This window comes from Rathayibacter sp. AY1H2, from assembly GCF_002931985.1.
Classification (GTDB): Bacteria; Actinomycetota; Actinomycetes; order Actinomycetales; family Microbacteriaceae; genus Rathayibacter.
The window spans coordinates 123,209-144,779 of the sequence record NZ_PSUV01000005.1 but is presented as its reverse complement, the minus strand read 5'-3'; the positions used below and the strand labels follow the sequence as shown (position 1 = coordinate 144,779).

Genomic DNA, 21,571 nt, shown 5'->3' with positions numbered 1-21,571 from the left:
ATGATCTTCCCGGGAGACGACTCCGCCCGCCCCGCCCGCCGGAGCTGGCGACCGGACGAACCGGTCGCCGCCACCGCCGCCCCCGTCTTCACCGTGCTCTCGGTCTGCACCGGCAACATCTGCCGGTCGCCGATGGCGGAGCAGCTGCTGCGCGCCGCACTCGCCGACGCGACATCACCCGCGGGAGGTCCGCTCTTCGCGTTCACGAGCGCCGGAGTGAGGACGCGCGACGGACTGCCGATGGACCCGGTCTCGGCCCGCTTCTCGGCTCAGCACGGGGGAGACCCGGCCGCGCACACGAGCGCGGTGCTCGGCGACGCGATCGTCGGCGACGCCGACCTCCTGCTCACGATGACGCGCGACCACCTGGTCGACGCCTCCCGGCGCTTCCCGTCGCTCCTCCTCCGCGGCTTCACGCTGCTCGAGTTCGCCCGCGTGCTGCCGTTCGTGCTGCGGGAGGTGCCGCTGCCGACGGTCGAGGACCCCGCCGCGCGGCTCCGCGCCGTCGTGCGGCTCGCCGCCGCCCACCGCGGGCGCGCCCCGCGGGGCGAGGGCGGCGACGACATCGAGGACCCGATCGGCCGCAGCGAGGCCGTGCATGAGCGCGTGGCGGCGCAGATCGCGGCGGCTGTCGCCGACGTCTCCCGCGATCTGAGAGCATTGGCGCGGCGGTAGTCGCGCGTCCGCGGGCGCGCTGACGCCTCGCCGCATCGCATCGCTCCTCCTCACCGTCGCGACCGCGACACGAACCCGCCACGATTCGGAGAACCCCTGTGAAGCTTTCTGTCATCGGCTGCGGCTACCTCGGTGCCGTCCACGCTGCCGCCATGGCCGAGCTCGGCCACGACGTCATCGGCATCGACGTCGACCAGAAGAAGATCGACGCCCTGGCCGCCGGCACCGCGCCGTTCTTCGAGCCCGGCCTCCCGGAGCTGCTGTCCTCCGGCGTCGCCTCCGGGCGCCTGCGCTTCTCGACCGACATGGCCGACGCCGCCGGTGCGGCCGTGCACTTCGTCGCCGTCGGCACCCCGCAGAAGCCGGGCGAGAACGCCGCGGACATGACCTACGTCGACTCGGCGATCGACGGTCTCCTGCCCTACCTCGAGGCGGACTCCCTCGTCGTCGGCAAGTCGACCGTCCCCGTCGGCACCGCCGCCCGCCTGGCCGACCGCATCGCCTCCTCCGGTGCGACCCTCGCCTGGAACCCCGAGTTCCTCCGCGAGGGCTTCGCGGTCAAGGACACGATCAGCCCCGACCGGCTCGTCTACGGCGTGCCCGCGGGCGAGGCCGGAGCAGCGGCGAAGGCGACCCTCGACGAGGTCTACGCGACGGCGCTCGCGGCCGAGACCCCGCTCGTGGTCACCGACTACGCCACCGCCGAGCTGGTGAAGGTCTCGGCCAACGCCTTCCTCGCGACCAAGATCTCGTTCATCAACGCGATCGCCGAGATCGCGGAGGTCACCGGCGCGGACGTCACGCAGCTCGCCGACGCGATCGGCTACGACGTGCGGATCGGCCGCCGCTTCCTGAACGCGGGCATCGGCTTCGGAGGCGGCTGCCTCCCGAAGGACATCCGCGCCTTCTCTGCCCGCGCCGACGAGCTCGGCGTCGGCGAGTCCGTCGCCTTCCTCAAAGAGGTCGACGCGATCAACCTGCGTCGCCGTCAGCGCGTCGTCGACCTCGTCACCGAGGGCCTGGGCGGCTCCGTCGAGGGCCGCCGCATCGCGGTGCTCGGTCTGGCGTTCAAGCCGGAGTCGGACGACATCCGCGACTCGCCGTCGCTCGACGTCGCCGCTCGCCTGCACGACCTCGGTGCGACCGTGGTCGCGACCGACCCCGAGGCGATCGAGAACTCGCGCCGCCGCTACCCCGAGATCACCTACACGACCGACGTCGACGAGGCGCTGGCCGGTGCCGACGCCGTGGTCGTCGTGACGGAGTGGAAGCAGTTCCGCGCCCTCGACCCCGCGGCCACGGCGGCGAAGGTGGCCAACACCTTCCTCGTCGACGGTCGCAACTGCCTCGACCCCGCCGCCTGGCGTGCGGCCGGCTGGGAGTACCGCGGCCTCGGCCGCTGACGCGGCGGAGCCGTCGTCTCAGCGGACGCGGCTCGGCTGATCCGCCACCACGCCGGAGGTGCCGCGGAGGGGGATGTGCGCGAAGGCGTCGTCCCACTCCGCCGCCCTCCGGCGTCGTCGTGCGCGGACGACCATCCGGAGCAGGACGCCGGCGACCGCGCCGAGAAGCGCGCCGGAGGTGTTCATCACGACGTCGTCGACGGTCGCGAAGCGCGCCGAGAGGAAGAGCAGCTGGCCCGCCTCGATCAGCGAGCTCACGACGGCGCCGACGGCCACAGCGACCCACGCCCTCCGGAGCCGCAGGTTGAGGGCCAGGAGCAGCCCCAGGGGCACGAACAGGGCGATGTTGGCGGTCGACTCGATGAACGCGTAGTCGACCATCGGGAGGCCGTGCCGGGCGAACCAGGAGGTCACCCGGCCGAGATCCCCCCGCACTCCCGCATCGACGGGCGTCGGCCAGAAGGCGATCGCTGCGAGCGCGACCACGTAGGGCACGCTGATGGCGAGGGTGAGGCGGGTGAGCGACCGGGTCACGGTGCTCCTCTCGTCGGTCGTCGGGCGGGGGCGGCGACGACGGCGGAAGAACAGTCTCGCTCCCGGCTGCTGGGATCGGGCCGGGAGGCGCGGGGGAGTGGGCTGGAGGCACGCCCGTGCGCAGGACGCTCGGGACGCCGTCAGGGGTGCTCGAGCCGGAGAGCGCGGGGCGGTGATCGCGCCGGCTCCGTCGTCGACCAGGCTCCGGCCCGGGCGAGCATCCGCCTGCGGGCGAGCCCCGCCACAGCAGAATTCCGAGAACGCCCCGGGAACGAAGAAGCCCGGCCGGATCATCGATCCTGGCCGGGCTTCTCACCGGTCGGGGTAGCGGGATTCGAACCCACGACCTCCTCGTCCCGAACGAGGCGCGCTACCAAGCTGCGCCACACCCCGGTGTGCTCATCACGGAGAACCGCTCACGAGCCTCGACAATAGTAGCCGATTTCCGGACCGCCGTCGGACACCCCTCGTCAGGCCGCCGGAGTGAGCGTGACGAGGGTCACCTCGGGCCGGCAGGCGAAGCGCACCGGTGCGTAGATCGAGGTGCCGACTCCGGCGGACACGTTGAGGTACGAGCTGCGCAGTCCGTTGTCCCACGTCGTCGAGCCGGCGACCTTGTCGCGCGGGATGTCGCAGTTGGTGACGAGGGCGCCGAAGCCCGGGACGCAGACCTGCCCGCCGTGCGTGTGCCCGGCGAGGATCACCTCGGCGCCGCGGGCGACGAAGTCGTCGAGGATGCGCTGGTAGGGCGCGTGCGCCACGCCGATGCTGACCCCGGCCGGTCCGTCCTCCGCGCCGCGCAGCTCGTCCACGGCTCCGGCGACGAGGTCGATGCGGTCGAGGCCGATGTGCGGGTCGTCGACGCCGAAGAACTCGATGCGCGTCCCCTTCACCGTGATGCTCTCGGCGCGGTTGTTGAGGTCCACCCACCCGAGCCCGTCCGAGAAGAAGCCGGTCAGCCCGTCGGTGTCGAGATCGGCCTCGTGCTGCTTGGGGTTCTTGGAGGGGCCGACGAAGTAGCGGAGCGGGTTCTTGATCCGAGGGCCGAAGTAGTCGTTGGATCCGTTGACGAAGGCGCCGGGGATCCCGGCGAAGGGCTCCAGAGCCCGGCGGATGCCGAGCACGCCGTCGCGGTGGCCGAGGTTGTCGCCGGTGTCGACCACGACGTCGGGGGCCAGGGCGAGGAGCGAGCGGATCCACTCCTGCTTCTTCGTCTGCCACGGGGCCATGTGCAGGTCAGACACGTGCAGGACGCGGATCGGCTCGGAACCCGCGGGCAGCACCGGGAACGACGTGCGCCGGACGGTGAACAGCGTCCGCTCGACGCCGATGCCCCAGGCCGCGGCGACGGCTCCGGCCGCGGCGACGGTCGCGAGGGCGGTGGTCAGGGGGCGACGGGTGCGTCCGGTCATGGGTCCTTCTCTCGCACGTCGGCCGCGAGCGCGGTCGCGTTCATTCTGCCGGACGCTCCCTCGGGAGCAGCCGGGGGTGCCGGGGCTCAGCCCGCGCGGGGCGGGGCGCCCGGTCCGGCACTGATCTTCAGGGTGATCTCCGCGCCCCGGGAGACGCGCGACCCGGCGGGCGGGTTCGTCTGCGCGACCGTCCCTGTCGGGCGGTCGGAGGGGACCGGAGAGGTGTCGACGCGGACCGTGAAGCCGACGGAGCGCAGGCGTGCGGCCGCCGCAGAGGGGCTCTGGCCGGTGACCTGGGGCACGGCCTCCTGCGGAGCGTCGACGAGCGAGCGGACCGGAGCCGGGAACGCCGTCCCGCCGTACTTCGCGTCGGCGACGCGCATGATGCGCGGCCAGATCTGGTGGCGCACCTGACCGGCGTTCACCCGGTTGAGACTGAACCCGCGCATGGAGGTGAAGCCGGTCACGTTGCCGACCCAGGTGGCGGTGGCGACCTCGGTGCTCGCGCCGACCATCCACGTGTGCAGCGCGTCGTCCGTGGTGCCGGTCTTGCCGATGTGCGGCACCCCGGTGCGGGGGTTGGAGGGGGCGCCGGTGCCGCCCGTCACCACCTGCTGCAGGGCGTAGCCGGCGGTCGCGGCCACCTCCTCGGACATCCCCTGGCTGCACTCGGAGGCGGGCGGCGCGACGTCCGCGCCCGTGCGGTCGACGATCCGGTCGATCGCGATGGGCGTGCAGACGGTGCCCTTGTTCGCGAAGCCGGCGAAGGCCGTGGCCATCGTGAGCGGAGCGATCTCGTTGGTGCCGAGGATGGTCGGCGCGAGCTTCTGCAGCTCGGTCCCGTCGGCACGGTGCACGCCCATCGCCAGCGCCGTGTTGCGGATGCCGCAGAGGTCCAGCTGCTGGGCCATGGCGGCGAACGAGGTGTTGATCGAGCCGGTCGTGGCCTGCAGGGCCGTGGTCACTCCTCCGTTGCCGCCCTCGTCGTTCCCGGGGTTCCAGGACTCGCCGTAGTAGACGCCGTCGGGCTCGCAGCTGTCACGGAAGGTCGTGTAGGCGCGGCGGGTGCCGTCGACGCTCTCGCCGAGCGAGTGCCCCTCCTGCAGCCACTCCGCCAGGGTGAACACCTTGTAGGTCGAGCCGACCTGGAATCCCGAGGAGCCGCCGTACCCGAAGTCGGTGTTGTAGTTGACGCTCGTGTAGTTGGGGCCCGTCAGGTCCGGATCGTTGGAGTAGTCCTTGTTCTGGGTCATCGCGAGGATGCGGCCGGTGCCGACCTCGATCGAGACGCTCGCGCTGCCGATGTTCACGTTCGCCATCGACTTGGGCACCCAGTCGTCGGTGGCCGAGACGGCGGCCTGCTGCAGATCGGAATCGAGGGTCGTGTAGATCCGGTAGCCGCCGCGCTTGAAGGTGGCGTCGCGCTCGTCCTGGCTCGCACCGAACGCGTCGTCGTTCTTGATGACCCAGGTGACGTAGTCGCAGAAGAAGGCCGCGACTCCGGCCGTCTGGCAGCCGGTGCTCGGCTCGGTGATGTTCGGCGTCACGGGCTCGGCGACGGCCGCCTGCGCCTGCTCGGACGTCACCTTCGACTCGAGGTCCATGCGGGTGACGATGTAGTCGCGCCGGTCCCGGGTCTGCGGGTAGCCCTCCGCGGCGGGGTTCGCCGGGTCGCCGGGCCGGTCGAAGCGGAACTTCTCGGGGTTGTTCACGATCGCGACGAGCGCGGCGGACTGCGCGAGCGAGAGGTCCTTCGCGCTCACTCCGAAGTAGTAGCGGGCAGCCGCCTCGACGCCGTAGACGGTGCCGCCGAACAGGGCGATGTTGAGGTAGCCCAGCAGGATGTCGTTCTTCGGATACTCCTTCTCGAGCCCGATGGCGAGCCGCATCTCCGCGACCTTGCGCTCCGGAGTGGTCTCCGTGGCCTCGCGGTAGGCCGCGTCGCGCTCGATCGGATCGCTGAGCGCCTCCGCCTTCTGCACGAGCACGTTCTTGACGTACTGCTGCGTGATGGAGGAGCCGCCCTGGACGTCCCCGCCCATGGCCGTCGTCGCGGCCGCGCGGACGGTGCCGAGCAGATCGATGCCGCCGTGCTCGTAGAAGCGGGGGTCCTCGGAGGCGACCACGGCGTCCTTCACGAACGGCGAGATCTCGTCCCAGCCCACCTCGACGCGGTTCTGGGCGTAGAAGGAGGCGAGCAGCACGTCGCCGCCGGAGGAGTCCTTCGCGTACACGTCGCTCTTCTCGGCGAGCGTGCCGATCTCGAGGTACTCGGGGAGGTTGTCGAACATCTCCACCGTGTTGCCGGCGGCCATGCCGCTCAGCGCGATCGCCGGCGTCACCGAGGCGGCCACCAGGACTCCCGCGACGACGCTCATGGCGACGATGCCGATCAGACCGCCGACGGCGCCCCCGATGGTCTTCACGACTCTGGTCCCGCCCTGCCCCGACATAGAATCAGCGTAGTCGCCGCGCTCGGACGAGCCGCGGCGCTCATCCCGCCGACGCGCGGCGCTCAGCAGTCGTCCCGCACCGGCCGCACCCGAGGAGAGCCATGTCCGTCCCGCGCTGGGAGTACATCACCACCCCGCTGATGATCCACAACACCACGGCGATCCTGAACACCTGGGGATCCGAGGGCTGGGAGCTGGTCCAGATCGTGACCGGTCCCGAGGGCGGCCTCGTCGCGTACCTCAAGCGCCCCGTCGCCGAGGCCGGCGCGTGATCGCCGAGCGCCTCGCGGAGCTCGGCGTCGAGCTGCCCGCGGTCGCGGTCCCCGCCGGCGCCTACGTCCCCGCCGTCGTGCACGGCGGCCTCGTCTACACGGCGGGGCAGATCCCCTTCGTCGACGGCGCTCTGCCGCTGGTCGGCAAGGTCGGCGACGAGGTGTCGCCCGAGCAGGCGAAGGAGCTGGCCCGCACCTGCGCCCTCAACGCGCTCGCGGCCGTCGCCGACGCGATCGGATCGCTCGACCGGGTGACGCGGATCGTGAAGCTCACCGGCTTCGTCGCGTCCGCCTCCGGCTTCACCGGGCAGCCCGGCGTGATCAACGGCGCCTCGGAGCTGCTCGGCGACGTGTTCGGCGAGCCCGGCCGTCACGCGCGCTCGGCCGTCGGGGTGGCGGAGCTGCCCCTCGGCGCTCCCGTCGAGGTCGAGCTGATCGTCGCCTTCGACTGACGCACCGCCCCCTCCGGCCCACGCGGCGGGAGGGGGCGGCGCCCGGTCAGTCCGCGGCGATCGCGGAGGAGATCACCGCCATCACCTGCGTGTCCGCGAGCGTCGTCGTGTCGCCCACGGCGCGTCCCTCCGCCACGTCGCGCAGCAGCCGGCGCATGATCTTCCCCGAGCGGGTCTTGGGCAGCTCCTGCACCACGAAGATCCGCTTCGGGCGGGCGATCGCGCCGATGTGCTCGGCGACGTGCGCCTTCAGGGTGGCCTCGAGCTCGTCGTGCCCGTGGGCCAGCGCCTCGGCCTGACTCGCCTTCGCGATCACGAACGCGACCACGGCCTGGCCGGTGGTCTCGTCCGCGGCTCCCACGACGGCCGCCTCGGCGACGACCGGGTGCGAGACGAGGGCCGACTCGATCTCGGCGGTCGAGAGGCGGTGGCCGGAGACGTTCATCACGTCGTCCACGCGCCCCAGGAGCCAGAGGTCGCCGTCCTGGTCGCGACGCGCTCCGTCGCCCGCGAAGTAGCGGTCGCCGAACTTCGACCAGTAGGTCTCGACGTACCGCTCCGGGTCGCCCCAGATGCCGCGCAGCATCGCCGGCCAGGGCTCGGTGATCACGAGCAGTCCGCCCTCGTCGGCGCCGACCGGCGTCCCGGAGTCGTCGACCACGTCGATCGAGATCCCCGGCAGAGCGACCTGCGCGGACCCGGGCTTGAGAGTCGTCACCCCGGGCAGGGGGGACACCATCATCGCGCCGGTCTCGGTCTGCCACCACGTGTCGACGATGGGGGTGCGGCCGCCGCCGATGACGTCGCGGTACCAGACCCACGCCTCCGGGTTGATCGGCTCGCCGACCGATCCGAGCAGGCGCAGGCTCGAGAGGTCGAAGCGCTGCGGGATCTGCCGGCCGAGCTTCATGAAGGAGCGGATCGCCGTGGGCGCCGCGTAGAGGATCGTCACGCCGTGCTTCTCGACGATCTCCCACCAGCGGCCGGGATGCGGGCTGTCGGGAGTGCCCTCGTACATCACCTGGGTGGCGCCGTTGGCGAGCGGGCCGTAGACGACGTAGCTGTGTCCGGTGATCCAGCCCACGTCCGCGGTCGACCAGTAGACGTCCGACTCGGGGTGCAGGTCGAAGACCGCGCGGTGCGTGAAGGCGACCTGGGTGAGGTACCCGCCGCTGGTGTGCAGGATGCCCTTGGGCTTCCCGGTCGTGCCGCTCGTGTAGAGGATGAAGAGGGGCTGCTCGGCGGGGAACGGCTTGGCGACGTGGTCGGCGTCGACCGCCACGATCTCCTCGTGCCACCAGAGGTCGCGCCCCTCGTGCCAGGCGACCTCGTTGCCTCCGCGGCGCACGACCAGGACGTGCTGGACGCTGGACTCGCCGCCGAGGGCGAGCGCGGCGTCGACCGCCGGCTTCAGAGGCGAGACGGCGCCCTTGCGCCAGCCGCCGTCGGCGGTGATGACGAGTGTCGCCTCCGCGTCGTCGATGCGCGCGCGCAGGCTCTCGGCGCTGAAGCCGCCGAAGACGACGGAGTGGACCGCCCCCAGCCGGGCGACGGCGAGCATCGCGATGACCGCCTCCGGGATCATGGGCAGGTAGATCGCCACGCGGTCGCCGGCGCGGACGCCGAGGCTCGTGAGCAGGTTCGCGGCGCGCTTCACCTCGGCGGTGAGCTCGGCGTAGGTGATCGAGCGGGAGTCGCCGGGCTCGCCCTCCCAGTGCAGGGCGACGCGGTCGCCGTGGCCGGCCAGGACGTGGCGGTCGAGGCAGTTGTAGGCCACGTTCAGCTCGCCGTCGTCGAACCACTTCGCGAACGGGGGCTCGCTCCAGTCGAGGGTGCGCGTGAACGGCCGGTGCCAGTGCAGGAGCTCGCGGCTCCGGTCGGCCCAGAAGGCGAGGCGGTCGGCCGCGGCCTCGTCGTAGAGCGCGGCGGTCGCGACCGCTCCGGCGGCGAGATCGGCCGGCGGCGGGAACCGGCGGGTCTCGTGGAGGAGGTTGTCGATGGCGTTCCGGTCGGCGGCCGGGGCGTCGGGGGGAGTGGACATCTGCGATTCGCTCCTTCGCGAGTGAGACGTTCGCCGGCCCGCGCGGTCGGCGTCGCACCACCGTAGCGCCCGCCTCCAGCGCGGATCGCCGAGCGCCGCAAGCTGGGTGCGGGGCGGGTGTCGGATAAGAGTCCGCAGAGAACAGGATCCGGGCTTGGCGAATCGCGATCCGTCCCCTACAGTTGCATACGGCCGAATGAACTTCGGCCCAGCGGCGCAAGTGATTCCCCCCAATCCAGCGCCGCCGAGGCGGCACCTGTTCCCCCCAATGGGTGCCGCCCCCTTCTTCCCGCCGGATCCGGCGGAGGGACGCCCCCGCTCGAGCCCTGCTCGCGGGGGCGTTTCCGCGATGCCGGGACGTCTCCTCGTCGACTGGGCTTCTCTGCGCCGTGGGGACCCTCCTCGGAGGGGCTCCCTGCCGAGAGCCCCGGGCCGCCCCTGCGCGCGCGTCCGGCCCGGGTCGTTCCTCCACAGGCGCCGACGCGGGCGTCTCTCCTCCGATCGGGCAGGGAGCGCCCCGGCGCGCGGAACGGGCTCCTAGCGTGCCGGGATGACCCGCGACTTCGTCCCCCTCGTCCCCGCCGAGCACCGCCGCGACCCGCTGCCGGTGCGGCCCGCCGCCGCCGGTCTCGGGCTGCTCGCGCCGCACGCCGCGGATCCCGCGGTGACCGACCTCTTCGTGAACGGCGGCGCGGGCCTCTGGATCGACCGGGGCGGTGGTGCGGAGCGGGTTCCGGAGTGGACGCTCGACGCCGCCGGAGCACGGCGGCTGGCCGTCGCGCTGGTCGCGGCCGGTGGACGGCACGTCGACGAGGCGAGCCCGTGCGTGGACGTCAGGCTCCGCCACGGGGTCCGCGTGCACGTCGTGCTGCCGCCGGTGGCGACCGGGGGAGCGCTCGTGTCGGTGCGGGTGCCGCGGTCGGACTCCTGGACGCTCGGGGAGCTGCAGGCGGCCGGGATGCTGGACGACGACGGAGTGCGGCTTCTGCGCCGGGCGGTCCGCGAGCGGTGGAACCTGCTGATCACGGGAGCCGGTGGATCAGGCAAGACCACCCTGCTCGGCGCCCTGCTCGGGTGCGCGGCGCCGACCGAGCGGATCGTGGCCATCGAGGACGTCGGCGAGCTCCGGCCGGCGCACCCGCACGTCGTCTCGCTCGAGGCGCGGCAGCCCAACCTCGAGGGCGCCGGTGCCGTGGGCCTGGACCGGCTCGTGCGGGAGGCGCTGCGGATGCGTCCGGACCGCCTGGTCCTCGGCGAGTGCCGCGGCGTCGAGCTGCGCGAGCTGCTGTCCGCGCTGAACACCGGGCACGACGGCGGTGCGGGGACCCTCCACGCGAACTCCCTCGAGGACGTGCCCGCGCGTCTCGAGGCGCTCGGGGTCCTCGCGGGACTCGGGCCCGAGGCGATCGCCCGCCAGACGGTCAGCGCGATCGACCTGGTGCTCCACCTCGAGCGCCGCGACGGGCGGCGGCGGCTGGCGGCATCCGGGACGTTCGCGCTCGACGCGGCCGGCCGCCTGAGGGTCGAGGACGGGTCGCTCCCGAGCGCCTCGAGGTCGAGCGCGTGACGGGCCGCGACGGGCTGGACGAGGTCGCGGCCGTCGTGCACCGACTGGCCGTCCTCCTCGCGGCGGGAGTGGCTCCCGCGTCGGCCCTCGGGCATCTCGCGGGGGCGGAAGGGGCAGACAGCGGGGACGCGCGGCGGCGGCGACTGCTCCGGGCGGTGTCGGAGGAGGCCGGCCGCGGGGGCGACGTGACGGAGGCGCTGCTGCGCGGGACGCCGGTTTCGCGGCGGAGCGGCTCGGAGCGGAAGCGGCCGCGACGGCGAGCGCCGGACACCGGTGAGACGACCGCGTGGGCGGCGCTGGCCGCCGCGTGGCGGGTGGCCGCCGACTCCGGCGCGCCGGTCGCCGCCGCTCTCGGCGAGCTGGCGGAGTCCCTGCGCGAGCTGGCGCGCGCCCGCCGGGACATCGAGGTGGCTCTGGCCGGTCCCTCCGCCACCGGGAGGGTCGTGAGCGCGCTGCCGCTGGCGGCGCTGGGTCTGGGGGCACTGCTGGGCTTCGACGTGGTCGGCGTGCTCCTCGGGACGGTGCCCGGTGCGGTCTGCCTGGTGGGGGGAGCCGGGTTGATGGCGGCCGCGCACGCGTGGACGCGGCGCCTCGTCCGAAGCGCGGCCCCGGCCGATCCGGCGCCCGGGCTCGCGCTCGACCTCCTCTCGGTGGCGCTGGCCGGTGGCGGCTCGATCGAGTCGTCGCGCGCCCGGGTCGTGGCGGCGCTCGCCGAGTGCGGGCTCGACTCGGGCGAGCGCGTGCTCTCCGACGCGGACCCGGTGCTCGCCCTCTCCGCGGCGGCGGGCGTGCCGGCCGGACGCCTGCTCCGGAGCGAGGCGGCTCTGGTCCGGGCACGGGCGTCCTCCGGGGCGCGGGAGCGAGCCGCTCGGCTCGGCGTGACCCTGATGCTGCCGCTCGGAGTCTGCGTGCTGCCGGCGTTCCTGCTGCTCGGAGTGGCTCCGATGGTCGTCTCGGTGCTGCTCTCGACGTTCTCGGTGGCGGCGTGACGCGGTCGACCGCTCCTCCACAGGGGCGGGATCGGGAGGCGTCTCCACGGATCGGCCGGAGGGTCGATCGGTGGGATCGGGAGTCAGCGATCCTCGGAGGAGGGGCATGGAGCGGGGCGGAACGGAGCAGGACACATGAGCAGTGACACGGCGATCAGCGGCGGGGGAGTCTCCCGGAGTCGAGGACTCGGTAGGAGCAGGGATGCGGGAAGTCGTGTGCCCGGAACGAGCCGGGGCTCGAGGAGCGGCGGAGGTGCGGCGTCCGGCGGAGGAACGGGCATCGACGTCTCCGCGGGGCGCGTCGAGTGGCGCCGACCCGGGTGGGGAGGTCTCGGCGCTCTGGGCGACGAGGAGGGGTCGGCGACGGCGGAGTACGCGATCGCGACGATGGCCGCGATCGGTCGATTAGGGCAGACTCGGCCGCATGACCCGTGCTGCCATCTACCTCCGCCAGTCGAGCGACCGCGACCGGACCGAACTCGGCATCGACCGCCAGCGCGCGCGATGCACCGAGGAGGCCAGGCGCCGCGGCTGGACGCTGGTGGAGGAGTACGTCGACAACGACGTCTCGGCGACGAAGCCGCGAGCCGAGGGGACCGCGTGGCACTCGATGATGAAGGACGCCCGCTCGCGCACCGTCGATGCCGTGATCGCCGTCGATATGGACCGCCTTCTTCGCACGATCCGCGACCTCGCCACTCTCAGCGAGACGGGGCTGAAGGTGGTCACTCTCGACGGCGAGATCGACCTGACGACCGCCGACGGGGAGTTCCGGGCGACGATGGCCGCCGGCCTGGCCCGCTTCGAGGGGCGCCGGAAGGCGGAGCGCCAGAAGCGCGCGAACGATCAACGCCGAGAAGCGGGAACGCCTACCAGCGGGCGGGTGCCCTATGGCTACCGATGGGTGACGGCCAAGGAGCGCGTCGAGCGAGGCGAGCCGGCCGCCTACGAGCTCGACGCCGAGCGCGCCGGCGACGTTCGCTTCATCTTCGACTCCTTCCTTGCCGGCGTCCCGCTCGGGTCCATCTGCCGAGACCTGAACGCGCAGGGTAAGAGGACGCTCCCGAGCCGCTCGACGCCGGACGGAGTGCCGTTCCGGCCGACCACCGTGCGCCGGATGCTGCTCTCTCCCTACTACGCGGCCCTCCTGCCGCTCCCGAAAGGCGACGGGAAGCCCTACGACCAGGAGGCGATCATGCGGGCCGACTGCGTCCCTGGGGCGTGGCCGGCGATCGTCACGCCGGATGAGTGGGCCGAGGCGAAGACGCGGCTCGCCCATCCCGAGCGGAAGACGTCGCCCGGTCCCTCGCGGAAGTGGCTCCTCTCGGGCCTCGCGCTCTGCGGTGTGTGCTTCGAGCCGATCCGTGCGGGCGGAGGAGAGAAGGGAATCCACTCCTACCGGTGCCGGTCGATGGCTCACTTCATGCGGCGAGGTGAGCCGCTGGACAGCTTCGTGGAGAGGCTCGTCGTCGCGCGCCTCTCCCGGCCCGACGCGAGCGAGCTTCTCGTCGACCGTGGCCGCGGTGACCTCGACGAGCTGCGGGCCGAGCGCCGGCGGCTGGAGGCGTCCCTTGATGCGGTCTACGACGACTGGCAGGACGGCATCATCACGACCGAGCGGAAGAACCGCGCGCTGAAGCGTGCCAACGCCCGGATCGAGGAGATCGACGAGCTGACGAGGACGGGCGCGAACGTCGACTCTCTGCGGGCCGTGGTCGGCGCACAGGACGTCCAGGCGGCGTGGGACGGCCTCACCCTCGGCCACAAGCGCGCGGTCGTAGAGACGCTCCTGACGCTCGTCGTGAACTCCGTCGGCCAGGGCAACCGCCGGCAGATGAGCGACGAGGCGATGGCGAGGACCGTCGAGATTCGCTGGCACGAGTAGGCCCTCGGGTACGTCGCATGCACAACGGCGGGCGCTGTCGGGATCAGGGCGAACACCGACCACGCGGGGAGTGCTCGCGCTTACTCGCTACCTCCGACGTTCCGCCGGCTGGCTTCGGCAAGAATCGCGCTTCTCGATAACCCGCCAAGGCTGATTAGTCAGCTCGTCGATCGCCGCTCTTATCCCGGCCAGCTCGACCAGTAGAAACCTCGTACTTTTCACTTTCGGGCGATGTCTTAGAGCGCGCGCAGATAGAGGTAACGCGACTCGGAGTTGGAGACGAAGCGTTGCTAGCGGACGGCGACGAGGAACTCCTTCAATCGGTCCGCCGACCAGAGTTGCTAGGTCCCGCCACTGGCGAGGAAATTGGCCTCAAATCGACCCCTTGGCGCGCCACCCCCAAATAGGGGGTTGGCGGGAAAAACTCCGCGCCGTCACTGGGATCAGCGATCCATCCTCGCCACGTTCGCCACTCTTCGCCACCCTCCTCGCCCTCTTCGCCACGCTCCCCCTCTCTATAGGAGAGGGGGTGGCGGGGCGGCGGGTTGGCGCGTGACCCGTTCCTTTCCTTCGCTTCGAGCCGAATAGAGAAGGCCGGCGTAGACGTGAAGCCATGAACGCCGACGTTTTAGTCGTCAGTTTCGCATTCCATCGGATGCCCGTGCTACGTTCTCTCCAGCAAGACGACGCGAAGTCGATAACTCGCCGCCCGTGATGGGTTCCCCCGACCGACTGATCCAGTCAGGAACCCATCACATGACTTCCCCCTCTGCCGTTGCCGGCTCTACGCCGGATAGCACCATTGCCCTGCTGGTGGGCGATGCGCCTCGTCTCAGCGAAGCTCAGCGCTCCCGCCTCGCCTCGATCCTCACGCCGGCCGCGGTGTCCCGATGAGCGGCAAGTCGAAGAAGGCGAAGCCGAAGTTGGTCGCGACGCCCGAGCCCGCGACGGCTCCGACCCCCGAGCCGAAGCGCGCGCAGTCTCGCGACTACGGCTCGATGGGTCACCTCGGCGGCCTCACCCGCGTCTCCCGCCTCACTCCCGAGCAGATCAGCGCGGAGATGTCAGAGCGCTCCAAGGTTCGCTGGTCGAGGGAACGCGCCCGCCGCGCCGCCGAGGGCACCCCGATGGCCCCTCGGCCGCAGCGCAAGGGGCCGTCGGCCAAGGCGCTGAAGCCGTTCCTCGAAGCCGTGATGAAGGCTCACCCCGAGTGGGGCTACGCGGAGCAGCACCGCCAAGCCGTGGTCGACTTCAAGCTCTACATCGCCCGCATGGCGTTCGGTGGCGACGAATGAGCGTCTCACTCGTGAAGCACGCCCTCCGAGCCGCCGGCGCGGGCTTCTCCGTCTTCCCCCTCCGCGCCCTCTCGAAGCGCCCCCAGCTCGAACGCTGGCAGAAGAGGTCCACGACCGATACCACGACCATCGAGGCCTGGTGGTCGAAGTGGCCCGACGCGAACGTCGCGATCGACACCGGCAAGAGCGGCATCCTCGTCATCGACCTCGACGTCGACTCCGAGGGCTCCCTCGAACCAGCCCTCGCCGAGTGGAAGGCCGTCGCCGGCGACTTCATCCCGTCCGTGGTCGCGACGACGCCCTCCGGCGGCCGGCACTTCTACCTCCGCGACCCGGGCTCGGGGCTCAGGAACACGGTGAAGGTCGTCGGCGCTCATCTCGACGTCCGAGCCGAGGGCGGCTACGTGGTCGCTCCCGGCTCCGTACTGCCCTCCGGTGTCTACCGATGGGTGTAGGTCGCGGGCCGCGGTCGCTCTCAGATCTCGACTTCCTCTCCACGGGTCTTCAGGAGCGCCTCTCGGCCTCCAGGAAGCGCCCGGCCGCTGACGACGCCCAGGCCCTCTCTGAGCCCGCCACGGCCCCCGATCCGGCCCGCGTGAAGGCCTATGTCGAGAAGGCGATCGCCGGCGAGCTGGGCCGCCTCGACGCCATGAAGAAGGGTGCGACGGTCGACCCCGCCGACTACGAGGGCGAGCCGTGGGATGCGACGACGTTCGCGGTCCTCTGCAACCTGATCGAGATCGCGAAGGCCCCCTGGGCCAACTACACGACGGATCACGCCTACCAGGACGCCTTCTCCCGAGCGCCGCGAGACGAGGGCTTCACCGACGCCGTCTTCCGCCAGAAGTGGGAGAGCGCCCTGCAGAAGATCACCGCCGCTGAGCCTCGCCCCCTGCCCGACCTCCGCGAGTTCCACGAGGGCGGGCTCGTGATGGACTTCCCCGACTTCGAGGGCGACGACCTCGACGGCTTCCTCGACGACGACGGAGAGGAGGACGCCTTCGCCCACCTCGACGCCAGCACCCGCCGCGAGGTCGAGCGGGCGCTCGCCCGCCGGAACGCTCAGAGGGCGATCCTCGACTACGACCGCGCCGGCACCGTGCCGCTCGCCGATCGAGTCCTCACCCGAGGCGAGATCGCGTCGATGAAGCCGACGAAGGCGCTCGTTGAGGGCGTCCTCGACCTCGGCTCGATTGCCCTCCTCTACGGGCCGTCGGGCATCGGCAAGAGCTTCTTCCTCCTGTGGATCGCTGTCCACGTCGCCGCCGGCAAGCGCTGGGGGCTGAAGAAGACCCGGAAGCGCCGCGTGCTCCTCGTCCTCGCCGAGGGCGCCGCCGGCATCGGTAAGCGCATCGCCGCCCAGGAGAAGGCGTGGCACCTCGCCCTCGCCGACGACGAGCTTCGAGTGCTGCCGGTCGGCGTGGACATGAGCGACGACTCGGCGGTCGACGATCTCGCCGCGATCGTCGAGGCCCACGAGATCGACTTCGTCATCATCGAGACGCTCAACACGACCGCGGGCGACTTGGAGGAGAACTCCAGCACGGCGATGGGCCGCTACGTCGGCGCCATGCGACGGATCAAGCGCAACCGCCCTGATGCCGTGGTCCTCGTCTCCCACCATTCGGGCCTCAACGGGAAGCTGCGCGGGTCAAGCGCCCTCTTTGCGGCGATGGACACGGTCATCTCCCTCTCGGGCGAGCCGACCGGCTTCACGGCAACCGTCGAGAAGTCGAAGGACGGAGCGAGGGGGCATCTCGGCAACTTCAAGCTGGTGTCCTCGTCCGACTCGATGATCGTCGAAGGCATCACCTTCAGCCAGCGAGACGCCGCCAGCGACGCCACTGGTGACGAGCGCGCCCTCGCCTCCCTGAAGGCCCGCCACGGGGCGATCGGGACCACCCGCGCCCAGTGGATCAAGGACGCCGTCGAGGACGGCCTCTCCCTCCGAACCGCCCAACGCGCGACCGCAAAGCTCATCGAGTCCGGCCGCGTCACCCTCACCGGCTCGCGGGTCACCCCGGCCCCGAGCACTGACGAAAGGAACGCATCATGAAGTACCGAGCAGAAGACGGCACCATCGTCGACCTCCCCGTCGAGAAGATCAGTCACCTCGGCATCCGCCAGGCGGCCGAGAACTTCTTCGCCCTCGACGCCCAACGCCGCATCCTGCGCCAGAAGCGCGATGACGCTCTCGAGGCCCTCGCGCGAGCGGACGACGAGACCATCGTCGAGAACGCCGAGCGCATCCGCGCGGGCAAGAAGACGATCGACCCGCTGAAGCGCAAGCGCGAGGCGCAGGAGGCCGTCGACGCGGCCCAGTCGGAGGTCAGCTCCTACGGGATCGCCGTGGACCGCGCAGTCGGCGAGCTGCGCGGGGTGATCCGCTCCAACCGGAAGGAGTGGGGCGTTTCCCTCCTCGCCGACGCGACCGCCGCCCGAGACACCATCGCTGGCGCGACACGAGAGGTCCAGGTCGCCCTCGGCGAGTACCAGACGGCGGCCGGTCTCCTCGAAATGCTTCAGGGGGACCTCGACAACCTCGCGCCCCGGAACCCGGCGGGCGTCGTCCCGATGCAGAGCGGGATCGAGTCGCTCCGCCAGGGCGTCGCCGAGGTCGGACGGCGGGTGAGGGACCTTGGCTAAGACGAAGGAGATCGCGGTCGCCGAGCGCCGAGCCGCCTCGATCGATCGGAATCAGGCCGAGACGGCTCTACGGATGCGCCGCAACGGCCAGGGGTACGCGGAGATCGCCGACCACCTCGGCATCGACCCCTGGACCGCTCAGCAGCTCGTAGGGATCGCGTACCGCCGGATCGCCGCCGAGGAGGTCCACGAGCTGCGAGCGGCCGTCGAAGACCGCCTCGACGACGTCCTCCGACGTCTGCACCAGGACCTCTCCCTCGCGGACGACCAGAACACGAGGAACGGCATCTATCGCCTCATCCTCTCCACGGAGGCCCAGCGCTCGAAGCTCCTCGGGCTCGACATCCCCGCCGGCACGCCGGACGCACCAGCCGAGGGAGGCCAGTAGATGCCGCGTCGTACCCCCGCCTGGAAGGGGCCGACGGCGAGGCCCGTCGTCAAGCCCGAGGAGCACCCCGTCACCGTGATGGCGCGTCGGATGACCGAGGAGCGGCTCAACTACCTCTCCAAGCTGGTCCTGGTCGGCATGGCGACTGACGAGCACGTCACCGAGTTCGAGCGGATTGGCGAGAGGCGCGGTGAGGAGCGGCTGAGCGCCGGGCGTAGAGAGTTCGCCCGGTCGCGCCGCGCTCGTCAGCTCGCCGCGATGCCGCCCGCCCAGCGTGTCGCCGAGATCGCGCGCGACGAGGCAGAGGCCGCCGCTGACCTCCGCCGACTCGTGAAACAGGCTCGGAAGGACAGCAAGAAGCCCTATCCGGTCAAGCCGGATTACATGCTCGCCGAGCCCACGCTCGACGAGGTCGACGCCGAGCTTCGACGCCAGGAGGCCGAGAAGGCCGCGCTGATCGCTCAGCCGCCGATCGACACCCACCCCTCGACCGCCCCCTACCTCTGAAGGAGACAGCAATGACCGAGAAGCCCACCAACAGCACCGCCGCCCAGGTCGAGCGGATGCTTCGCCGGCGCGGAGTCGAGGCGCCGGCCCCCGACCGTCCCACCCCTGGACTGAGTCAGAGCACGATCCAGCAGATGGCCGCGATCAACGCTCGCCGCGTCGCGAACATCGCCGACGAGGACGCCTACCGCGAGGCCCGGGCCAGCCTCACGCCTCGCGAGCGGTCCCTCGCCCGTCGGATGCGCGAGGCCGACGAAGAGGACGAGTAGCGGTCCCGTCATGAACGTTCAGCGTCCTGGTTACTTTGGGCCATTCGGGGGTTTGACCAGGCCTTTTCGTCAGCGCTGAAAGAATCTGGTGTCCACCACACTTGGCTTGACTCGGTCCGCTTTCGCCCTTCGCACTGGGAAACCGCGTCGAGCCTAGTGTGGTGGAGTGCTGGGTTGTGGGCCAACTCCCAGATTGGAACCAACTTGGTAGAAAAATCGTCATCGCTGCAACCTAAGCGGCGGGGGGACCCACCGCACCAGACGATCAGTTCTTCAAACAAAAACCGCCCCGACTCGTGTCAGGGCGGTTTTTGCTGTCGTTCGTGTGTCAGTGGGCGGCTCGCGGCGGCATGCCGGACTCGGCTCGCATCCGGAGCCAACTCTGCCTGACCTCGGACACCGGCCGGCGAGCACTCGCAACGTTGCTCGCCCGCTGCTGGTTCGGTCGGCTGCGGTTCAGTTGCTCGGCCACGCGGCGGATGGTCTCTTCTTCAGAGGATTCGTGAGTCATGTGTCATCCCTCTTTCTGTGTGCTCTGCACTGTAGCTGTCGGCACTGACATTCTCGATGCAGCCAACAGGAGATTTCTAGGGCCTGTGACGTAAGCGAGGGCGATCGCGAACGCTCGCGCCATCGCGAGCAAGGTTCCTCGTTGAACGCCCTGGATCGCTCCAGCGTTCGCGCAGTTGACGCTCAGAACGCCGAAGACCGCGTTTCCAGCTTTCACCGGGATCGAGACGAAGGTCACGTACCTGGCCTTCTCCCAGTCGAGCCCGTAGACCTCCTCGGGAGCGGAGTGCACCTCTGCCTCTTCGTCTGAACGGTCGAGGAGCTGCCAGATCGTGTGCTGCGGGTCCTCTCTTTCGATGAAGGGCCGGTCCGGGCGGTCGGTCCGTCCATACTCTGTTTGGTGCTGGGCGTCCCCGAGAACTCGATTGCCACGATCCCCGTCAAGGGTGTAGTAGGTTGCGCGGCTTCCCGGTCCGATCGCCTTCGCGGCGCACATCACCAGGATGCGACGAAGCGTCTGAAGGTGTTCCTGCCTGCTGGCACCCTCGCGGAACGCCACGTTCAGAGCTTCCAAGAGGAACGTGTTCAGGTCGGAGACCGCGTTCTCGGCGGCGTCTTCGCTGCCGGCCAGCGTCAGGTCGGCCAGCCGCTTCGCTTCAGCCGCCTGTGCGGCCTCGATGACCTTGTCGTAGTTGTCAGCGATTTTGTCGAAGGCAACAGCTAGGGCAGTCACGATTCCCGCCCCTACGACGAGGGGGGTCGATCCAGAGCTGGCGGTTCCTTCGGGAGTTAAGAGGAGGCGCGGAGCGGCCACCGCGACCACCGCTCCCACGAGCGTCGCGCTGAAAAGGACCCACCAAGCCTTGAGTCGCGAGGCGACAGGGCCGAAGACCCTCGGAATCCAGTGCAACGTACTCGGCTGCTCAACTGCGCGATGCTCTGCCACTAGCGAATCGTCGCAGAGGCGACACTTGTCCAGCAAACGGGGTCGAGTAGTTCCGCTCCATTGCACCAACGGTTGCCGCGGTCGGTTTCGCCGGGCTGCTGGTGGTCATCCTCAAGGGCGACGAGGTGCGGAGCATCCTGACCGACCTGGTGACCCGCGCGCTCACCGCGGCGGGATGAGAGGCCTTCCGCTGCTGCGCGGGCGGCTCGTCCAGGAGGAGGGCTCGGCCACTGCCGAGCTCGCGCTCGTGCTCCCGGCGGTGGTCGCGGTGCTGGCGCTGTGCCTGGGGTCGGTGGCGGCCTCGGCGCAGTACGTCCGGCTCGTCGACGCGGCCGCCGACGCGGCCCGGTCCGCGGCCCGGGGCGACGACCCCCGCGCGCCGCTCGCCCGGGTGACGGGGGCGTCGCTCACGGCGGGGGAGCAGGACGGACTGGTCTGCGTCGACGTCGCGGCCCGGCTGCGCCCGCTCCCGGCGGTGTCGCTCCCGGTCTCGGTCCGGTCCTGCGCGCTGGGCGGGGGCGGATGATCCGCCGACTCCCCGGGGCTGTCCGCGACCGGGAGGAGGGCTCGGCCGCGGTCGTGGCGATCGGAGTCGTCGCGGGCACGATCCTGGTGACGGCCGCCGTGCTCGCCGGCTGCGCAGGAGTCGTCGGGCACCAGCGAGCGGTCGCCGCCGCGGACGCCTCGTCCCTGGCAGCGGCCGACGTCGCCTCCGGCCTGCTGGCCGGGGATCCGTGCGGACGTGCCGCCGCCGTGGCCCGCGCGAACGGCGCCGAGCTCGTCCTCTGCGACGTCGACGGCGGCGTCGCGAGAACGGAGGCGGCCGTCGCCGCGGGTCCGCTCTCCCTCACGGCGCGGTCGAGGGCCGGCCCGCCGCCCTGAGGGCGGGGGCAGCAGCGGGCGTCGTCCGGACCGAGGTTCGGACGACGCCGCGGGAGCGCGTCAGTCGGAGGAGAGTCGCTGGTACCGGTACGCGGCGGCGGTCGGCAGGGCGCCCGCGCCCTCGTCGTGCTCGAGGCCGCCGGCGAGGAGGTAGATGTAGCGGGAGCCCGCCCTCGCCCCGGGGATCTCGAGGCGTGCGGCGGGGGCCTGATCGTCGCCGTATCCCCGGCGGAGGGTCTTGCCCTCCAGCGGTCCGTCGAGGAGCTTGGCCGTGTAGGCGGAGGTCGTGGTGGTGTGCGTCGTTGCCATGCCTCATCATGCGCCGATCGGCGCCGCGCGTCACCCCCGTCGACGGCAGGCCGGGCAGGCGGCTCCGAGGCCGTGTCCAGCGTCCTCCCGAGGTCCCCGTGTCCTCGGGAGGGGGCAGCACGTCCGGGGTCAGTGT

The 21,571-nt window shown here is 71.3% G+C and carries 22 protein-coding genes, 1 tRNA gene and 1 pseudogene; 17 read left to right on the top strand and 7 right to left on the bottom strand.

The window, feature by feature from the left end:
- Together C5C29_RS06095 and C5C29_RS06090 are read left to right on the top strand one after the other, a co-directional pair.
- Complete coding sequence (locus C5C29_RS06095; protein WP_104222177.1) at positions 1-675, top strand: low molecular weight phosphatase family protein; 675 nt, start codon at positions 1-3, stop codon at positions 673-675.
- Positions 676-773: 98 nt separating this feature from the next.
- On the top strand, positions 774-2,078 hold the full coding sequence (locus C5C29_RS06090; protein WP_104222179.1) for a UDP-glucose/GDP-mannose dehydrogenase family protein: 1,305 nt from the start codon (positions 774-776) through the stop codon (positions 2,076-2,078).
- A gap of 18 nt (positions 2,079-2,096) precedes the next feature.
- Here the strand turns inward: C5C29_RS06090 and C5C29_RS17420 are convergent, their stop codons facing one another.
- The 4 genes from C5C29_RS17420 to C5C29_RS06070 form a co-directional block, all read right to left on the bottom strand.
- Positions 2,097-2,612, bottom strand: a complete 516-nt coding sequence (locus C5C29_RS17420; RefSeq protein ID WP_258059527.1) for a VanZ family protein — start codon at positions 2,610-2,612, stop codon at positions 2,097-2,099.
- Between the two features lie 319 nt (positions 2,613-2,931).
- Positions 2,932-3,005, bottom strand: a tRNA-Pro gene (locus C5C29_RS06080).
- Between the two features lie 77 nt (positions 3,006-3,082).
- The gene (locus tag C5C29_RS06075) at positions 3,083-4,024 is read right to left on the bottom strand and encodes a metallophosphoesterase (protein ID WP_104222183.1); all 942 of its coding nucleotides are present in this window, start codon (positions 4,022-4,024) and stop codon (positions 3,083-3,085) included.
- A gap of 86 nt (positions 4,025-4,110) precedes the next feature.
- Entirely contained in the window at positions 4,111-6,477 is a 2,367-nt protein-coding gene (locus C5C29_RS06070; RefSeq protein ID WP_104308118.1) for a transglycosylase domain-containing protein, read from the bottom strand.
- 101 nt (positions 6,478-6,578) lie between these two features.
- On the opposite strand from C5C29_RS06070, the gene C5C29_RS17075 reads away from it, so the two are divergent.
- On the top strand, positions 6,579-6,749 hold the full coding sequence (locus C5C29_RS17075) for a hypothetical protein (RefSeq protein WP_164861113.1): 171 nt from the start codon (positions 6,579-6,581) through the stop codon (positions 6,747-6,749).
- Positions 6,746-7,201 carry a RidA family protein gene (locus C5C29_RS06065; protein ID WP_219812178.1) on the top strand — a complete coding sequence of 152 codons (456 nt, stop codon included), beginning with the start codon at positions 6,746-6,748 and terminating at the stop codon, positions 7,199-7,201. Before C5C29_RS17075 ends, C5C29_RS06065 begins: the two co-directional genes overlap by 4 nt.
- A gap of 46 nt (positions 7,202-7,247) precedes the next feature.
- On the opposite strand, the gene acs is transcribed toward C5C29_RS06065, so the two are convergent.
- A complete protein-coding gene (acs, locus tag C5C29_RS06060) occupies positions 7,248-9,242 on the bottom strand; it encodes an acetate--CoA ligase (protein ID WP_104233737.1) in 1,995 nt (664 codons plus the stop codon).
- Positions 9,243-9,792: 550 nt separating this feature from the next.
- Between acs and C5C29_RS06055 the strand changes: the two genes are divergently transcribed.
- The 10 genes from C5C29_RS06055 to C5C29_RS06015 all read left to right on the top strand — a co-directional run bounded on the left by C5C29_RS06055 (position 9,793) and on the right by C5C29_RS06015 (position 18,788).
- On the top strand, positions 9,793-10,809 hold the full coding sequence (locus C5C29_RS06055; protein ID WP_104233736.1) for a TadA family conjugal transfer-associated ATPase: 1,017 nt from the start codon (positions 9,793-9,795) through the stop codon (positions 10,807-10,809).
- Positions 10,806-11,798 (top strand): type II secretion system F family protein, encoded by a 993-nt coding sequence (locus C5C29_RS06050; RefSeq protein WP_104308117.1) that lies wholly within the window; start codon positions 10,806-10,808, stop codon positions 11,796-11,798. The genes C5C29_RS06055 and C5C29_RS06050 overlap by 4 nt, the downstream gene beginning before the upstream one ends.
- Positions 11,799-12,222: 424 nt before the next feature.
- Positions 12,223-13,683: a recombinase family protein gene (locus C5C29_RS06045; RefSeq protein WP_104308116.1), complete on the top strand. Its 1,461-nt coding sequence runs from the start codon at positions 12,223-12,225 to the stop codon at positions 13,681-13,683.
- An 890-nt stretch (positions 13,684-14,573) separates the two neighbouring features.
- Positions 14,574-14,978 (top strand): hypothetical protein, encoded by a 405-nt coding sequence (locus C5C29_RS17070; RefSeq protein WP_181128760.1) that lies wholly within the window; start codon positions 14,574-14,576, stop codon positions 14,976-14,978.
- Entirely contained in the window at positions 14,975-15,433 is a 459-nt protein-coding gene (locus tag C5C29_RS17065) for a bifunctional DNA primase/polymerase (protein WP_181128758.1), read from the top strand. The genes C5C29_RS17070 and C5C29_RS17065 overlap by 4 nt, the downstream gene beginning before the upstream one ends.
- The gene (locus tag C5C29_RS06035; RefSeq protein ID WP_219813771.1) at positions 15,424-17,034 is read left to right on the top strand and encodes an AAA family ATPase; all 1,611 of its coding nucleotides are present in this window, start codon (positions 15,424-15,426) and stop codon (positions 17,032-17,034) included. Before C5C29_RS17065 ends, C5C29_RS06035 begins: the two co-directional genes overlap by 10 nt.
- Positions 17,031-17,624, top strand: coding sequence for a hypothetical protein (locus tag C5C29_RS06030; RefSeq protein ID WP_104308113.1), 594 nt, complete (start codon positions 17,031-17,033; stop codon positions 17,622-17,624). The genes C5C29_RS06035 and C5C29_RS06030 overlap by 4 nt, the downstream gene beginning before the upstream one ends.
- On the top strand, positions 17,617-18,012 hold the full coding sequence (locus C5C29_RS06025; protein WP_146083464.1) for a hypothetical protein: 396 nt from the start codon (positions 17,617-17,619) through the stop codon (positions 18,010-18,012). Before C5C29_RS06030 ends, C5C29_RS06025 begins: the two co-directional genes overlap by 8 nt.
- Before the next feature lie 90 nt (positions 18,013-18,102).
- Complete coding sequence (locus C5C29_RS06020; protein WP_146083463.1) at positions 18,103-18,519, top strand: hypothetical protein; 417 nt, start codon at positions 18,103-18,105, stop codon at positions 18,517-18,519.
- Between the two features lie 11 nt (positions 18,520-18,530).
- Entirely contained in the window at positions 18,531-18,788 is a 258-nt protein-coding gene (locus tag C5C29_RS06015) for a hypothetical protein (protein ID WP_104308110.1), read from the top strand.
- Between the two features lie 514 nt (positions 18,789-19,302).
- Here C5C29_RS06015 and C5C29_RS06010 read toward each other — a convergent pair.
- Positions 19,303-20,244: a hypothetical protein gene (locus tag C5C29_RS06010; protein ID WP_104308109.1), complete on the bottom strand. Its 942-nt coding sequence runs from the start codon at positions 20,242-20,244 to the stop codon at positions 19,303-19,305.
- Between the two features lie 68 nt (positions 20,245-20,312).
- On the opposite strand from C5C29_RS06010, the pseudogene C5C29_RS06005 reads away from it, so the two are divergent.
- The 3 genes and pseudogenes from C5C29_RS06005 to C5C29_RS05995 form a co-directional block, all read left to right on the top strand.
- A pseudogene (locus C5C29_RS06005) lies at positions 20,313-20,423 on the top strand (DUF4244 domain-containing protein); the annotation flags it as partial.
- Positions 20,420-20,770 carry a TadE family type IV pilus minor pilin gene (locus C5C29_RS06000; RefSeq protein WP_104222193.1) on the top strand — a complete coding sequence of 117 codons (351 nt, stop codon included), beginning with the start codon at positions 20,420-20,422 and terminating at the stop codon, positions 20,768-20,770. The pseudogene C5C29_RS06005 and the gene C5C29_RS06000, both read left to right, overlap by 4 nt.
- A complete protein-coding gene (locus C5C29_RS05995; protein WP_104222195.1) occupies positions 20,767-21,126 on the top strand; it encodes an Rv3654c family TadE-like protein in 360 nt (119 codons plus the stop codon). The genes C5C29_RS06000 and C5C29_RS05995 overlap by 4 nt, the downstream gene beginning before the upstream one ends.
- A 60-nt stretch (positions 21,127-21,186) precedes the next feature.
- On the opposite strand, the gene C5C29_RS05990 is transcribed toward C5C29_RS05995, so the two are convergent.
- Complete coding sequence (locus C5C29_RS05990; protein ID WP_104222197.1) at positions 21,187-21,435, bottom strand: hypothetical protein; 249 nt, start codon at positions 21,433-21,435, stop codon at positions 21,187-21,189.
- Positions 21,436-21,571: the final 136 nt, after the last annotated feature.